The organism is Streptomyces sp. NBC_01515 (assembly GCF_045040345.1).
Lineage (GTDB): Bacteria > Actinomycetota > Actinomycetes > Streptomycetales > Streptomycetaceae > Streptomyces.
This window is the reverse complement of sequence record NZ_CP109416.1, coordinates 2832182-2848428: the sequence shown is the minus strand read 5'-3', so window position 1 is coordinate 2848428 and position 16247 is coordinate 2832182. Positions and strand designations below refer to the sequence as shown.

At 69.6% G+C, this 16247-nt stretch carries 10 protein-coding genes; 4 read left to right on the top strand and 6 right to left on the bottom strand.

The window, feature by feature from the left end:
- Positions 1–18: 18 nt before the first annotated feature.
- From OG407_RS12540 to OG407_RS12525, 4 genes are all read right to left on the bottom strand, one after another.
- On the bottom strand, positions 19–1635 hold the full coding sequence (locus tag OG407_RS12540; protein ID WP_405857697.1) for an FAD-dependent oxidoreductase: 1617 nt from the start codon (positions 1633–1635) through the stop codon (positions 19–21).
- 9 nt (positions 1636–1644) lie between these two features.
- Positions 1645–3183 carry a glycerol kinase GlpK gene (glpK, locus tag OG407_RS12535; protein WP_365307951.1) on the bottom strand — a complete coding sequence of 513 codons (1539 nt, stop codon included), beginning with the start codon at positions 3181–3183 and terminating at the stop codon, positions 1645–1647.
- 83 nt (positions 3184–3266) lie between these two features.
- Positions 3267–4046, bottom strand: a complete 780-nt coding sequence (locus OG407_RS12530; protein WP_328684364.1) for an MIP/aquaporin family protein — start codon at positions 4044–4046, stop codon at positions 3267–3269.
- A 367-nt stretch (positions 4047–4413) separates the two neighbouring features.
- Positions 4414–5187, bottom strand: coding sequence for an IclR family transcriptional regulator (locus tag OG407_RS12525; protein WP_327405271.1), 774 nt, complete (start codon positions 5185–5187; stop codon positions 4414–4416).
- 404 nt (positions 5188–5591) lie between these two features.
- On the opposite strand from OG407_RS12525, the gene metH reads away from it, so the two are divergent.
- The 3 genes from metH to OG407_RS12510 all read left to right on the top strand — a co-directional run bounded on the left by metH (position 5592) and on the right by OG407_RS12510 (position 11976).
- A complete protein-coding gene (gene metH / locus OG407_RS12520; RefSeq protein ID WP_405857694.1) occupies positions 5592–9107 on the top strand; it encodes a methionine synthase in 3516 nt (1171 codons plus the stop codon).
- Between the two features lie 149 nt (positions 9108–9256).
- Positions 9257–9952, top strand: coding sequence for an HAD family hydrolase (locus OG407_RS12515; protein WP_405857692.1), 696 nt, complete (start codon positions 9257–9259; stop codon positions 9950–9952).
- A gap of 419 nt (positions 9953–10371) precedes the next feature.
- Positions 10372–11976 (top strand): ABC transporter substrate-binding protein, encoded by a 1605-nt coding sequence (locus OG407_RS12510; RefSeq protein WP_405857690.1) that lies wholly within the window; start codon positions 10372–10374, stop codon positions 11974–11976.
- Between the two features lie 149 nt (positions 11977–12125).
- Here OG407_RS12510 and OG407_RS12505 read toward each other — a convergent pair whose 3' ends face one another.
- Complete coding sequence (locus OG407_RS12505) at positions 12126–12797, bottom strand: response regulator transcription factor (protein WP_019059117.1); 672 nt, start codon at positions 12795–12797, stop codon at positions 12126–12128.
- A gap of 180 nt (positions 12798–12977) precedes the next feature.
- Positions 12978–14048 (bottom strand): RecB family exonuclease, encoded by a 1071-nt coding sequence (locus OG407_RS12500; protein WP_405857688.1) that lies wholly within the window; start codon positions 14046–14048, stop codon positions 12978–12980.
- 664 nt (positions 14049–14712) lie between these two features.
- Between OG407_RS12500 and OG407_RS12495 the strand changes: the two genes are divergently transcribed.
- On the top strand, positions 14713–16236 hold the full coding sequence (locus OG407_RS12495; protein WP_405868373.1) for a site-2 protease family protein: 1524 nt from the start codon (positions 14713–14715) through the stop codon (positions 16234–16236).
- Positions 16237–16247: the final 11 nt, after the last annotated feature.

Genomic DNA, 16247 nt, shown 5'->3' with positions numbered 1-16247 from the left:
CCTGTCACGCCGTAGCGCCTACTTCTTGTCGAGCAGGTCCTGGACCTTGCTCCGCACCTCGTCCGTGGCCAGGCCGCGGATCGTCAGGGTGGTGCGGCGGCGGAGGACGTCGTCCTGGGTCTCGGCCCACTCGTGGTCGCGGGCGTAGACGACCTGGGCCCAGATCTCGGGGGCGTCGGGGTGGACGCGCTGACCCAACTCCGGGTTCTCGTTGGCGAGTCGGGCGATGTCGAAGGCCAGGGAGCCGTAGTGCGTGGCCAGGTGCTTCGCCGTGTCGGCCGCCATGCGCGGGCCCGGCGCCGGGTTGTCGACCAGAAGGCGGTGGGCGACCGCGCGCGGGTTGGCGACGCCCGGCAGCGGGAGCTTCTTCGGGAGGGAGGAGATCGGCTCGAAGTCCTCGCCGAGCGGGTGGCCGGGGAGGGCCTCCAGCTTCTGCATGACCGTACGGCCGATGTGCCGGAACGTCGTCCACTTGCCGCCCGCGACGGACAGCATGCCGCCCTTGCCCTCGGTCACCACCGTCTCGCGCTTGGCCTTCGCGGTGCTGCCGGGGCCGCCGGGCAGGACGCGGAGACCGGCGAAGGAGTACGTGATCAGGTCACGGGAGAGCTGCTGGTCGCGGACCGAGAACGCGGCCTCGTCCAGGATCTGGGATATGTCCTTCTCGGTGACCGAGACGTCCGCCGGGTCGCCCTCGTACTCCTCGTCGGTCGTGCCGAGCAGGAGCATGTCCTCCCAGGGGAGGGCGAACGTGATGCGGTACTTGTCGATGGGGGTGGCGAGTGCGGCCTTCCAGGGGGAGGTGCGCTTCAGGACCAGGTGCGCGCCCTTGGAGAGGCGGATGGAGGGCGCCGCGTTCGGGTCCTCCATCTTGCGCAGGTGGTCGACCCACGGGCCGGTCGCGTTGAGCACCAGGCGGGCGCTCACGCCGAACTCGTCGCCGGAGGTGGTGTCGCGCAGCTCCGCGCCGGTCACCCGGCCCTGGGTGAAGCGCAGGCCGGTGACCTCGGCGTGGTTGAGGACGACCGCGCCCGCCTCGACGGCCGCGCGGACCGTCATCAGCGCCATGCGGGCGTCGTTCATCTGGTCGTCGCCGTACACGGCCACGGCCTTGAGGTTCTGGGTGCGCAGCTCCGGCACGTCCTGCGCCGCCTTGGCGGGGGACAGGAGGTGGCCGACGCCGTCGCCGAACGCGGAGAGCGCGGAGTAGGCGAAGACGCCCGCCCCGAGCTTCGCCGCACCGTGCGGACCGCCCTTGTACACGGGGAGGTAGAACGTGAGCGGGTTCGCCAGGTGAGGAGCCACCTGGCGGGAGACCGCACGGCGTTCGAAATGGTTCTCCGCCACCAGCTTCACCGCGCCGGTCTGCAGATAGCGCAGACCGCCGTGGAGGAGCTTGGAGGAGGCGGAAGAGGTGGCACCGGCGAAGTCGCCGGCGTCGACCAGGGCCACCCGCAGCCCGGACTGCGCGGCGTGCCAGGCGGTGGAGATGCCCAGGATGCCGCCGCCGATGACGAGGAGGTCGTACGTCGCCTTGGAGAGCTGCTCCCGGGTCTCGGCCCGGCTCGGGTTCGAGCCGGAGGCCGGGTGCGTACCGAGGGCAGGCACGGACTGCAGGGTGGACTGACTGGTCATGTGGGGTTCTTACTCCTCGTCGTCGAGCCAGCCCATGGTCCGCTCCACGGCCTTGAGCCAGCTCTTGTACTCACGGTCGCGCTTCTCCGCGGCCATGTTGGGGGTCCACTCGGCGGCCCGGCGCCAGTTGGCACGCAGGTCGTCGGTGCTGTTCCAGAAGCCGACGGCGAGACCGGCGGCGTAGGCGGCGCCGAGGCAGGTGGTCTCGGCGACCATCGGGCGCACCACGGGGGCGTCGACGAAGTCCGAGAGCGTCTGCATCAGCAGGTTGTTGGAGGTCATGCCGCCGTCGACCTTGAGCGCGGTCAGCTCGACACCGGAGTCCTTCGTCATGGCGTCCGTGATCTCACGGGTCTGCCAGGCGGTGGCCTCCAGGACGGCACGCGCGAGGTGCGCCTTGGTGACGTACCGGGTGAGACCGGCGATCACACCGCGGGCGTCGGAGCGCCAGTACGGGGCGAACAGACCGGAGAAGGCCGGCACGAAGTAGGCGCCGCCGTTGTCCTCGACCGAGAGCGCGAGCGTCTCGATCTCGGCGGCGGTGGAGATGAGGCCCATCTGGTCACGCATCCACTGCACCAGCGAACCGGTGACGGCGATCGAACCCTCCAGGGCGTAGACCGGCGCGTCGTTGCCGATCCGGTAGCCGACCGTGGTCAGCAGGCCCGAGTAGGAGTTGATGATCTTCTCGCCGGTGTTCATCAGCATGAACGTGCCGGTGCCGTACGTGGACTTGGCCTCGCCCTCGGCGAAACAGGTCTGGCCGAACAGGGCCGCCTGCTGGTCGCCGAGCGCGGAGGCGACCGGGATGCCGCCGAGCAGCTCGCCGAGACGGCCGCCGGTGACCTCGCCGTAGACCTCGGCGGAGGAGCGGATCTCCGGGAGCATGTTCATCGGGACGCCGATGGACTCGGCGATCTTCTCGTCCCACTCCAGGGTGTGCAGGTTCATCAGCATCGTGCGGGAGGCGTTGGTGACGTCGGTGTAGTGCTTGCCGCCGTTCACACCGCCCGTCAGGTTCCAGATGACCCAGCTGTCCATGGTGCCGAAGAGGATGTCGCCCGCCTCGGCGCGCTCCCGGAGGCCCTCGACGTTGTCGAGCAGCCAGCGGGCCTTGGGCCCCGCGAAGTACGACGCGAGGGGGAGGCCCGTCTCGCGGCGGAAGCGGTCCTGGCCGACGTTGCGCCCCAGCTCCTTGCAGAGCGCGTCGGTACGGGTGTCCTGCCAGACGATGGCGTTGTGGACGGGCTCACCGGTGTTCTTGTCCCAGAGGAGAGTCGTCTCGCGCTGGTTGGTGATGCCGATGGCCTTGATGTCGTCGCGGGTGATCCCGGCCTTCTCGATGGCGGAGGCGACGACCTCCTCGACGTTGGTCCAGATCTCGGTGGCGTTGTGCTCGACCCAGCCCGGCTTCGGGAAGATCTGCTCGTGCTCCTTCTGGTCGACGGAGACGATACGGCCGTCCCGGTCGAAGACGATGCAACGGCTGGAGGTCGTGCCCTGGTCGATGGCCGCGATGAACGGTCCGGCGGTGTGCGCGTCGGTCACTGTGTGCTCCTGAGGGGTTCCGTGGTCGTGAGGACTGGTTCTACTGCTGCTTCAGTGCTCGGAGTTCCGGTTCTCGTCCGGTTCTAAGCAAAAGCGACGTGGTAGAGGCCTGCGGCGATCGCGCCGCCGATCAGCGGACCGACCACCGGGATCCAGGCGTAGCTCCAGTCGGAGCCGCCCTTGTTGGGCAGGGGGAGCAGAGCGTGCACGATGCGCGGACCGAGGTCACGGGCCGGGTTGATCGCGTAGCCGGTCGGGCCACCCAGGGACAGACCGATCGCGACGACGACGAACGCGGTGATCAGACCGCCGAGGACGCCCAGGCCGTTGCCCTTGTCGTTGAGGCCCTCGGTGAGGACGGCGAGGAGCAGCACGACGGTGCCGATGATCTCCGTGGCGAGGTTCTGCCAGACGTTCCGGATCTCCGGACCCGTGGAGAAGATGCCCAGGACCGGGCCCGCGCCCTTCTCCTCGGCCTCGACGGCCTTGGCCACCGGCTCGCCGACGATCTCCTTGTCGGTGAGGTGGGCCTGGAACTGGCCGTAGTAGGCGACCCAGACGAGCGTCGCGCCGATCATGGCGCCGAGCAGCTGCCCGGCCCAGTAGATCGGGACGTTCTTCCATCCGCCGTTCTCGATCGCCAGGGCGAGGGTCACGGCCGGGTTGAGGTGGGCCCCGGAGAGCGGGCCCGAGATGTAGACGGCCGTCATGACGGCGAAACCCCACCCGAAGGCGATGGCGAGCCAGCCGGCGGCACGGGCCTTGGAGGCCTTCAGCGTGACGGCGGCGCAGACGCCACCGCCCAGCAGGATGAGTACGGCGGTACCTATGGTCTCGCCGATGAAGATGTCGGAGCTGGACACCCGCGACTCCTTTGTCCTTCGTCCAGGGAAGCCGAACCCCGGGTCCCGCCGGGGGTTCGTGCGCCCTCGGGGGTGAGAGCGATGCCGGCCGTTGGCGTTGCCACACTCTAACGCGTATTGCCGATAGGTGTTCGGCAATGTCGACCGATGGACGGGAGTCTTGCTCCGGGGTTACAGGCGCGTCAAGAGTGCTGTTATCGAAAACACGATCGTTATTGATTGCCGTGGGCTATCGATCTCGCGGCCGAAGCGGACGGCAGTCAGGCGGACACGGTGTGTGCTGATTTGGCGTTTTGGCCGACTTTGTCTTCAGGGTACGACTGATACCGGAACGTCCCGGTGAGATCCCGCTGTGAATCCGCTGAGCTCAGAACCGCCCGGCGCCCAGGTCCCGCGACACCGCGCGGGCGCAGTCCCGTACCGCGGCGATCAGCTCGGGGCGCAGCGCGCCGTCCTCGTCGGGCCGGCACAGCCGCTCCACGGCGCCCGTGATGCCGACCGCGCCCACCGGCATCCGCCGCCGGTCGTGGATGGGGGCGGCGATGGACGCGACACCCTCCCAGGTCTCCTCGACGTCGGCCGCGTACCCACGCGCGCGCGTGACGTCCAGGACGTGCTCGAAGTCGGCCAGCTCGGACACCGTGCGCTCGGTGAAGGGCTTGCGGTCGGCCTCCAGGACCTCGCTGTGCGCGACCGGGTCGTAGGCCGACAGGACCTTGCCCAGGGCCGTGGAGTGCAGCGGCTGCATGGCCCCGATCTCCAGGACCTGCCGGCTGTCGTCGGGGCGGAAGACGTGGTGCACGATCAGGACGCCGTGCTGATGCAGCACCCCCAGGTGCACGCTCTCGCCGCTGGAGCGGGCCAGGTCGTCCGTCCACACGAGGGCGCGGGCCCGCAGTTCGTGGACATCGAGGTAGGTGGTGCCCAGGCGCAGCAGTTCGGCGCCGAGCTGGTAGCGCCCGGAGACGTCGTCCTGCTCGACGAAGCCCTCGTGCTGGAGGGTGCGCAGGATGCCGTGGGCCGTGCCCTTGGCGAGACCGAGCGACGAGGCGATGTCCGAGAGGCCGAGCCGTCGCTCGCCGCCCGCGAGCAGGCGCAGCATCGCGGCCGCCCGTTCGAGCGACTGGATGTTCCGTGCCATCGCCGTACTGCCTCCGTCCCGTTCGACCGTCGACGCGCGACGTCGCTGCCGCCGTTCGGCAATGTCGAACACTACCGGTCCATGCCGACCTCCCGCTAATGGTCGGCCGATTCCGGTCACGTCTCCTGTCGCGTCACTTGTCGCGAGAACCTAGACGGCGTTGACCCGCCCGTCACCTCAATCGCCCACCCTGGTCACCCCCATCGCCCGCCCCCGTCACCCCCATCGGCCTCCTGTCACCCCGGTCCGCCTCCCCGTCACCCCGGTCCGCCCCATGGACGCTTCGAGCATCCCTCGGCCCGACCCCGTTACCCTGGCGACGTGCACGCTCCCCGGGGAGTTCCGTGAGAGGTTCCCAGGGAAGCCGCAAAGCCGACAGCCGTCGCACTCCAGGGAGCCCCTTCATGGCCTCGTCGCCACTGACCCCTTCTGCCGACAGCCGGACCCGTGTGTCCGCGCTCCGAGAGGCACTCGCCACCCGCGTGGTGGTCGCCGACGGAGCCATGGGCACCATGCTCCAGGCGCAGGACCCCACCCTTGAGGACTTCGAGAACCTTGAGGGCTGCAACGAGATTCTGAACATCACCCGCCCGGACATCGTCCGCTCGGTCCACGAGGAGTACTTCGGCGTCGGCGTGGACTGCGTCGAGACGAACACCTTCGGCGCGAACCACTCCGCGATGGCCGAGTACGACATCCCCGAGCGCGTCCACGAACTCTCCGAGGCCGGCGCCCGCATCGCCCGCGAGACCGCCGACGACTTCACCGCCCGCGACGGCCGCCGGCGCTGGGTCCTCGGCTCCATCGGCCCCGGCACCAAGCTGCCCACCCTCGGTCACATCGGCTACGCCACCCTGCGCGACGGCTTCCAGGCCAACGCCGAGGGCCTCCTCGCAGGCGGCGCCGACGCCCTGATCGTGGAGACCACCCAGGACCTCCTGCAGACCAAGTCGTCGATCCTGGGCGCCAAGCGCGCGATGGAGGCGACCGGCGTCGACGTACCCCTCCTGGTCTCGATGGCCTTCGAGACCACCGGCACCATGCTCCTGGGCTCCGAGATCGGCGCCGCGCTCACCGCGCTCGAACCCCTCGGCATCGACATGATCGGCCTGAACTGCTCGACGGGCCCGGCCGAGATGAGCGAGCACCTGCGCTATCTGGCACGCCACTCGCGCACCCCGCTGCTCTGCATGCCGAACGCGGGCCTGCCCATCCTCACCAAGGACGGCGCCCACTTCCCGCTCGACCCCGAGGGCCTGGCGGACGCGCAGGACCACTTCGTCCGCGACTACGGCCTGAACCTGGTCGGCGGCTGCTGCGGTACGACCCCCGAGCACCTGCGCCAGCTCGTCGAGCGAGTCCGTGAGGCCTCGCCGACCGAGCGCCACCCCCAGCCCGAGCCCGGCGCCGCGTCGCTCTACCAGACGGTCCCGTTCCGCCAGGACACCGCCTACATGGCGATCGGCGAGCGCACCAACGCCAACGGCTCGAAGAAGTTCCGCGAGGCCATGCTGGACGGCCGCTGGGACGACTGCGTGGAGATGGCCCGCGACCAGATCCGCGAGGGCGCCCACATGCTGGACCTCTGCGTGGACTACGTCGGCCGCGACGGCGTCGCCGACATGGAGGAACTCGCCGGCCGCTTCGCCACCGCCTCCACGCTCCCGATCGTCCTGGACTCCACCGAAGTCCCGGTCATCCGGGCCGGGTTGGAGAAGATCGGTGGCCGCGCGGTCATCAACTCCGTCAACTACGAGGACGGCGACGGCCCCGAGTCCCGCTTCGCGAAGGTCACCGGGCTGGCGCAGGAACACGGCGCCGCCCTCATCGCGCTGACCATCGACGAGGAGGGCCAGGCCCGCACCCCGGAGCACAAGGTCGCCATCGCCGAGCGGCTGATCGACGACCTGACCGGCAACTGGGGCATCCACGAGTCGGACATCCTCATCGACACCCTGACCTTCACCATCTGCACCGGCCAGGAGGAGTCCCGCGGCGACGGCATCGCCACCATCGAGGCGATCCGCCGCCTCAAGGCCCGCCACCCCGACGTCCAGACCACGCTGGGCCTCTCCAACATCTCCTTCGGCCTCAACCCGGCCGCCCGCGTCCTGCTCAACTCCGTCTTCCTCGACGAGTGCGTCAAGGCGGGCCTCGACTCGGCGATCGTGCACGCCTCGAAGATCCTTCCGATCGCCCGGTTCACCGAGGAAGAGGTGCAGACGGCCCTCGACCTGGTCTACGACCGCCGCCGCGAGGGTTACGACCCGCTCCAGAAGCTGATGGCCCTGTTCGAGGGCGCCACCACGAAGTCCCGGACGGCGGGCCGCGCCGAGGAGTTGGCCGCCCTCCCGCTGGACGAGCGCCTCAAGCGCCGGATCATCGACGGCGAGAAGAACGGCCTGGAGGCCGACCTCGCCGAGGCGTTGCAGACCCGCCCCGCCCTGGACATCGTCAACGCGACGCTCCTGGACGGCATGAAGGTCGTCGGCGAGCTGTTCGGCTCCGGCCAGATGCAGCTGCCGTTCGTGCTCCAGTCCGCCGAGGTCATGAAGACGGCGGTCGCCTATCTCGAACCGCACATGGAGAAGTCGGACGCCGAGGGCAAGGGCACCATCGTGCTCGCCACCGTGCGCGGCGACGTCCACGACATCGGCAAGAACCTCGTCGACATCATCCTGTCCAACAACGGCTACAACGTCGTCAACCTCGGCATCAAGCAGCCGGTCTCCGCGATCCTCGAAGCGGCCGAGGAGCACCGCGCCGACGTCATCGGCATGTCGGGCCTCCTGGTCAAGTCCACGGTGATCATGAAGGAGAACCTCCAGGAGCTCAACCAGCGCAAGATGGCCGCCGACTACCCGGTCATCCTGGGCGGTGCCGCGCTGACCCGGGCGTACGTCGAGCAGGACCTGCACGAGATCTACGAGGGCGAAGTCCGGTACGCCCGCGACGCGTTCGAGGGGCTGCGCCTGATGGACGCCCTGATCGGCGTCAAGCGGGGCGTGCCCGGCGCGAAGCTGCCCGAGCTCAAGCAGCGCCGGGTGCGGGCGAGCGCGGCCGTGGAGGTCGAGGAGCGCCCCGAGGAGGGCCACGTCCGCTCCGACGTGTCCGTCGACAACCCGATCCCCGAGGCGCCGTTCCGCGGCACCCGGGTCATCAAGGGCATCCAGCTCAAGGAGTACGCGTCCTGGCTGGACGAGGGCGCCCTCTTCAAGGGCCAGTGGGGCCTCAAGCAGGCCCGCGCCGGCGACGGACCGACCTACGAGGAACTCGTCGAGACCGAGGGCCGCCCCCGCCTGCGCGGCCTCCTGGACAGGCTCCAGACCGACAACCTCCTCGAAGCGGCCGTCGTCTACGGCTACTTCCCCTGCGTGTCCAAGGACGACGACCTGATCGTCCTGGACGACCAGGGCAACGAGCGCACCCGCTTCACCTTCCCGCGCCAGCGCCGCGGCCGCCGTCTCTGCCTGGCCGACTTCTTCCGCCCGGAGGAGTCCGGCGAGACCGACGTCGTCGGCTTCCAGATCGTCACCATGGGCAACCGCATCGGCGAGGAGACCGCGAAGCTCTTCGAGGCGAACGCCTACCGCGACTACCTCGAACTGCACGGCCTGTCCGTCCAGTTGGCCGAGGCGCTCGCCGAGTACTGGCACGCGCGCGTGCGCTCCGAACTCGGCTTCGCCGGCGAGGACCCCGCCGACGTCGAGGACATGTTCGCCCTCAAGTACCGCGGCGCCCGCTTCTCCCTCGGCTACGGCGCCTGCCCCGACCTGGAGGACCGCGCGAAGATCGCCGCCCTGCTGGAGCCGGAGCGCATCGGCGTCCACCTCTCGGAGGAGTTCCAGCTGCACCCGGAGCAGTCCACGGACGCGATCGTCATCCACCACCCGGAGGCGAAGTACTTCAACGCGCGCTGAGCGGACGAGTACGCCGATCGGGTGTGCGCACGGAACGGACAAGCGCACTGATCGGATAAGTCGTACACTGGTCGGTCCACCGCAGGCCGGTCGCCCTTGTTGGTATCAGGGGCGGCCGGCCTGATCGTCCCTCAAGGAGGTGCGCCAGGATGACCAGCACGGTCCCCGCGCTCGGAACCCGTACGGCCGAAGGCTCAGCACTCCAGGCCGTACTCCTCGACATGGACGGCACCCTGGTGGACACCGAGGGCTTCTGGTGGGAGGTCGAGGTCGAGGTCTTCGCCGCCCTCGGACACAACCTCGACGACTCCTGGCGCCATGTCGTGGTCGGCGGCCCCATGACCCGCAGCGCCGGCTTCCTGATCGAGGCCACCGGCGCCGACATCACCCTCGCCGAGCTGTCCGTCCTGCTGAACGCGGGCTTCGAGGACCGCATCGGGCGCAGCCTGCCGCTGATGCCGGGCGCCGCCAGACTCCTGGCCGAGCTGGCGGAGTACGAGATCCCGACGGCCCTGGTCTCCGCCTCGCACCGGCGCATCATCGACCGCGTCCTGACCGCGCTCGGCCCCCAGCACTTCGCGCTGACGGTCGCCGGCGACGAGGTCGCGCGCACCAAGCCGTACCCCGACCCGTACCTGCTCGCCGCCGCCGGACTCGGCGTGGACCCGGCCCGCTGTGCCGTCGTGGAGGACACCGCGACCGGTGTCGCGGCGGCGGAGGCGGCGGGCTGTCTGGTGGTGGCCGTACCGTCCGTGGCACCCATCGCCCCGGCCGACCGGCGCACCGTCGTGACCTCCCTGGAAGTCGTCGACCTGGCATTTCTTCGCGGACTGATGGCCGACTGATGACGGAAATGCGCCAGCCGTTCACCGAGCGTGCAAAGTCCAATGGGAAAGGAATTCGGACGTGATCGACCGGCCGAATTCCGTTGCTCTCCAACTGAGTTGAAGCATGTGAGGTTCCCCACGTGCAGGGGGGTCGACATCGTCGTCGCCCTGTGCTGTTCACCCCATTTCTGGGGCTGATCACGCACCCTTGTGTCCCGATTGGTGAAAGCCTGCACTAATCCTTCCCTCGGCGGGTTTTCGGTCTGTCCACAGCCGGTTCCGCAGCGTGATGGGAACTCAACTACGGTGACCGTGAACCCCCGTGCGGGTCCGGACTAATCTCAACGCGAGAACATCGCCCTTATCCCCGTGAGTCGGCATCACCACCCCATGCATGCCGGGTACACGGACTCGAACAGCTCTGGAGAAACTCCCGCATGAACCGCAAGACTTTGGTGCTGCCGGCCGTCGTCGGCCTGCTCGCGCCGGTGCTCGCCGCGTGTGGCGGCTCCGGCAGCGGGAGTTCCAGCGACGATGCGATCATCGTCGGCACCACGGACCGGTTCGAGGCGACGAAGGACGCTCCGGCGCCGCTCGACCCCGCCTACGCCTACGACGTCGGCACCTGGAACATCCTGCGCCAGACCGTGCAGACCCTGATGATCCAGCCGAAGGGCGAGGGCGACCCGGTCCCCGAGGCCGCCGAGAAGTGCGGCTTCACCGACACCGGCAACGAGCGCTACGCCTGCACCCTGCGCGACGGCCTGAAGTTCGCCAACGGCGACAAGATCACCGCGGAAGATGTGAAGTACTCCATCGACCGCGCGATGCGCATCAAGGCCGACAGCGGTGTGTTCGCCCTGCTGTCGACCGTCGACACCGTCGAGACCCAGGGCGACCGCGAGGTCATCTTCCACCTGAAGACGGCCGACGCCACGTTCCCGTACAAGCTGTCCACTCCCGTCGCCGGCATCGTGAATCCGGACGACTACCAGAAGGACAAGCTGCGCGACGGCTTCGACATCGACGGCTCCGGCCCGTACACCCTCTCGGTGTCCAAGAAGGGCGACGCGATCACGACGGCCACCTTCACCAAGAACCCCAATTACAAGGGTGCCTTGAAGGTGAACAACAACAAGGTCGAGATGCGTTCCTTCGCCGACGCCGACTCCATGGGCAGCGCCATCAGCAAGGGCGACATCGACGTCATGACGCGCACCATGTCGCCGGAGCAGATCCAGAAGCTCAGCGACGACACGGACGGCGACGTCGACCTCGTCGAGATGCCCGGCCTCGAAATCCGCTACCTGGGCTTCAACACCGACGCCCCGACCGTGAAGACGAAGGCCGTACGCGAGGCGATGGCCCAGATCATCGACCGCGGCGAACTCGTCTCCAAGGTCTACGGCACCGAGGCCGAGCCGCTCTACTCCATGGTCCCGGCGACCATCACGGGCCACTCGAACTCGTTCTTCAACAAGTACGGCGACCCGAGCGTCGCCAAGGCCAAGCTGATGATGGAGGGGGCCAACATCACCACTCCGGTGAAGCTGACCCTGAACTACACGACCGACCACTACGGCTCGGCCACCAAGGAAGAGTTCGAGCAGCTCCAGAAGCAGCTCAACGACAGCGGCCTGTTCGACGTCAGCATCAAGGGCACTCCCTGGGCGTCGTTCCGCCCGGCCGAGCAGAAGGGCAAGTACGACGTCTACGGGATGGGCTGGTTCCCGGACTTCCCCGACGCCGACAACTACCTCGCGCCCTTCCTCGACAAGGACAACACCCTCGGCTCGCCGTACGACAACACCAAGATCAGGAGCACGCTGATCCCGGAGTCCCGTCGTGAGGCCGACCGCCTCGCCGCGTCCAAGAGCCTCACGGCCATCCAGGACATCGTCGCCACCGACGTCCCGCTGATCCCGCTGTGGCAGGGCAAGCAGTACGTCGCCGCCCGCGACGACGTCACGGGCACCGCGTACGTGCTCAACTCCTCCTCGACCCTCCAGCTCTGGGAGCTGGGCCGAGGCGTGGGCAACTGACAGCGCGGTCGCGCGCTGAACAAGCTCGACCAGTGGCCGGTCCCGTCGAATCCGGCGGGACCGGCCACTGGCCTGTTGGCCCGGGCCCGCAGACACGAAGAGGGCGCCCCTGTCAGGAAGGGGCGCCCTCTTTCGTACGTAACCGGTGTCTACTGCGCGCCGGGGCGCACCAGCCCGCTCTCGTACGCGTACACCGCGGCCTGGACCCGGTCGCGCAGGCCCAACTTGGTGAGGACGTGCCCCACATGCGTCTTGACGGTGGTCTCGCTGACGAACAGGTCGGCGGCGATCTCCGCGTTCGACAGCCCGCGCGCCACCAGCTTCAGCACCTCGACCTCACGCTCGGTCAACGTGTGCAGGGCGTCCGGGACGGGCTCGTCACCCGACGGCAGATGACTGGCGTACTTGTCGAGCAGGCGCCGCGTGATGCTGGGCGCGAGCATCGCTTCACCGGAGGCCACCACCCGGATCGCCTGCACGAGTTCGTTCGCCGGCGCGTCCTTGAGCAGGAAGCCACTGGCGCCGGCCCGCAACGCCTCCACGACGTACTCGTCGAGATCGAAGGTGGTCAGCACCAGCACCTTCGCCGGACCGTCCCGACCGGGACCGGTGATCTGCCGGGTCGCCTCCACCCCGTCCATCCGCGGCATACGGATGTCCATCAGCACCACATCGGGCTGCAGAGCACGCACCTGGTCGAGCGCCTGCAGACCGTCACCGGCCTCACCGACGACCGCGAGATCCTGCTCCGCCTCCAGAATCATCCGGAACCCGGTTCGCAGCAGCGGCTGGTCATCAACCAGTAGGACGCGGATGGCCACGTGAATCTCCTTCGCTAGCCCGGGCCCATTCTGCCCTGCGCACCGCCGGACGACTCGACCGGCCTTGGGGGCGGCTGTCGGGTCTTGGTGGGACGGGGCGTTGGGACGCGGTTCACTGTGTCCGGACCTGTGGCGGTGGCGCCGTACGGACGGACCCTTGGCGGAAGGTCGGTCCGTCGCCTACGACCCCCTCTGTGACCCGTTGGCGGAGGGATCGTCCGCAGCCTCCGGACCCGAGGTGCCTTCAGCGGAAGCACCGCCCACGGCCTCAACACCCTCAGCGGAAGCTCCACCCGCCGCCTCAGCACCCCGGTCAGAACCGCCGTCGGCCCTCCGCACCGGCAACGGATACGGCGGGGGAGTGCCGCCGAACTCCGGGCACACGTCCTGGTGGTCGCACCAGCCGCACAGCTTGGTCGGGCGCGGGCGCCAGTCGCCCGTCTCCGTGGCCAGCCGGATCGCCTCCCACAGGGCCAGCAGCTTGCGCTCCACCCGCTCCAGGTCGGCGATGACGGGGTCGTACGTCACCACGTCCCCGCTGCCCAGATACACCAGCTGGAGCCGCCGCGGGACGACCTGCTTCAGCCGCCAGACCACCAGGGCGTAGAACTTCATCTGGAACAGCGCACCCTCGGCATACTCGGGCCGGGGCGCCTTGCCCGTCTTGTAGTCGACGATCCGCACATCGCCCGTCGGCGCCACATCGACCCGGTCGATGATCCCGCGCAGCTTCAGCCCCGAATCCAGCTCGGCCTCGACGAACATCTCGCGCTCGGCGGGCTCCAGCCGCGTCGGATCCTCCAGGGAGAACCACCGCTCGACCAGCCGCTCCGCCTCCCCGAGCCAGCGCGCCAGCCGCTCGCCCTCGGGATCATCGGCGAACAGCTCCAGGACCTCCGGCCGGGACTCCCGCAGCCGGTCCCACTGCCCGGGGATCAGTGACTTGGCCCGCGGCGCCGTACGCTCGGCCGCCGGCGCGTCGAAGAGCCGCTCCAGCACCGAGTGCACCAGGGTCCCCCTGGTCGCCGCCTCGCTGGGCTTCTGCGGGAGCCGGTCGATCACCCGGAACCGGTACAGCAACGGGCACTGCATGAAGTCGCTGGCACGCGAGGGCGACAACGAGGCAGGCGCTATGGCGACGCGCTCGACCACGGCCACCGTCCCCGTCTCCACCGTCACCGCCGCGGTCGGCCCCGCCGCCGCGCCCTCGTCGCCGACTGTCCCCGCGACGCCCTCCGCACTGGTCTCCATGCCCACAGACCTTACGGCCCGCCACTGACAGTGACCCGATCCCGGCCGACGAGCCCGCGACGGCCGGGGAAACGCGGGGGGTGCCGGGGCGGAACGCGTCGCGACCGCCGCATACCATCGACCCGAGACCCCTCCGCCCGGCTGGCGCGGAGGATGCTTCGAACGAGGGGACACCGTGGACGAGAGCGGCGGGAGCGGGCAGCCGCGGTCCGGCACCAACGAGCCGACCGAACACGCCCCGGGTGCCACGACCCCGACCACCGACCCCGGCACTCCCGAACCGAAACCGGACGACTCCGCCCACCAGAAGCCCGAGACGCCCTCGCGGGAGCGCGGGGACGCGGACACGTCGTCCGCGGAGCACGGGAGCGCGACCGAGTCACCCGAGCACGGCACAGACGGAGAGGGCAGGGCCACGGGAACGTCGTCCGGAGAGCACGGGGACACGGGTACGTCGTCCGGCGATCGTGGGGACGCGAGCAGGACGTCCCAGGACCAGGGCGACGGAAGCACGTCGTCCGGGGACCGTGGGGCCACGGACGCTTCGTCCGGGGTACGTGAAGCCACAACCGCCTCGTCCCAGGACCGTGAACACGAGCGCTCTTCGACCGAGCCCCGCGAGGAGGCGACCGCGCCGCTCGAACACACCACGCACGACGGCGACTTGGAGCCGGGCACGTCGTCCGGGCCTGCCGCAGAGGGTCGTACGGAACCGGGATCACCGTCCGAGTCCGCCGACGCCGAGAACGGCGCGGAGGAGACGGAGACGTCCTCAGGGTCCTCCGGCCCCACCACGAACCACCGCACGGCGCCCGCGGCACAGGACCACAGCGAGCCCGGCAGCACGACACCCGCCCCCACGTCGCCCGCCCGCTTGAACGGTGAGCCGAAACGTGACGGCACCCCCACGGCCGAAGACCATGGCGCCGACCACACCCCCAGCCACCCGAACCTCCCCTACGCCCACACCGACCCCAACGCCCCACCCCACACAGACCCCCGCATCGCCAAGGGCCGCCCCCCACAGCGCCCCAAGGAGCCCGGCGGCGGCCTGCTCATGGGGCGGCCCTTCGGTGTGCCCGTCTACGTCGCGCCCAGCTGGTTCCTCGTCGCCGCGCTCATCACCTGGGTGTTCGGCGGTCAGCTGGACCGCGTGCTGCCCGAGCTCGGCGCGGCCCGCTACCTCGTGGCCCTCTTCTTCGCGGTCGCCTTCTACGGCTCGGTCCTGGTGCACGAACTCGCCCACACCGTCGCCGCACTCCGCTTCAAACTCCCGGTCCGCCGCATCCAGTTGCAGTTCTTCGGGGGAGTCTCCGAGATCGAGAAGGAGGCCGAGACCCCCGGCAGGGAGTTCGTGCTGGCCTTCGTCGGCCCGCTGCTCTCGCTGATCCTCTCGGGCATCTTCTACCTGGCCATGCTGCCCGTCGAACCCGGCACCGTCCCCGGCGTGCTGCTGGCCGGCCTGATGGTCTCCAACCTCATCGTGGCCGTGTTCAACCTCCTGCCAGGCCTGCCCCTCGACGGCGGCCGCATGCTCCGTGCCGTCGTCTGGAAGATCACCGGCAGGCCCATGAGCGGCACCATCGCCGCCGCCTGGGTCGGCCGCGCCCTCGCCGTCTCCGTCCTGATCGGCCTCCCGCTGCTCACCCAGACCGGCGCCCTCGGTACCAACACCGAGGACATCAGCGGCATGGACACCGTCACGGACGCGCTGCTCGCCGCGATCCTCGCCGCGATCATCTGGACCGGCGCCGGCAACAGCCTCCGTATGGCCCGACTGCGCGAACACCTCCCGGAACTCCGCGCCCGCAACCTCACCCGCCGCGCGGTCCCCGTCGAGACCAACACCCCGCTCTCCGAGGCCCTGCGCCGCGCCAACGCCGCCGGCGCCCGCGCCCTGGTCGTCGTCGACGCCGACGGCCAGCCCCTCTCCCTCGTCCGCGAGGCCGCCATCGTCGGCGTCCCGGAACACCGTCGCCCCTGGGTCGTCGTCAGCGGCCTCGCCCAGGACCTCACGGACGGCATGCGCGTCTCCGTGGAACTGGCCGGAGAGGACCTCCTCGACGCCCTGCGCGCCACCCCCGCCACCGAGTACCTCGTGGTCGAGGAGACCGGCGAGATCTACGGCGTCCTGTCCGCCGCCGACGTAGAGCGCGCCTTCGTGAAGGCCATGGCGCGCCCGAACTGACGCACGCGCGC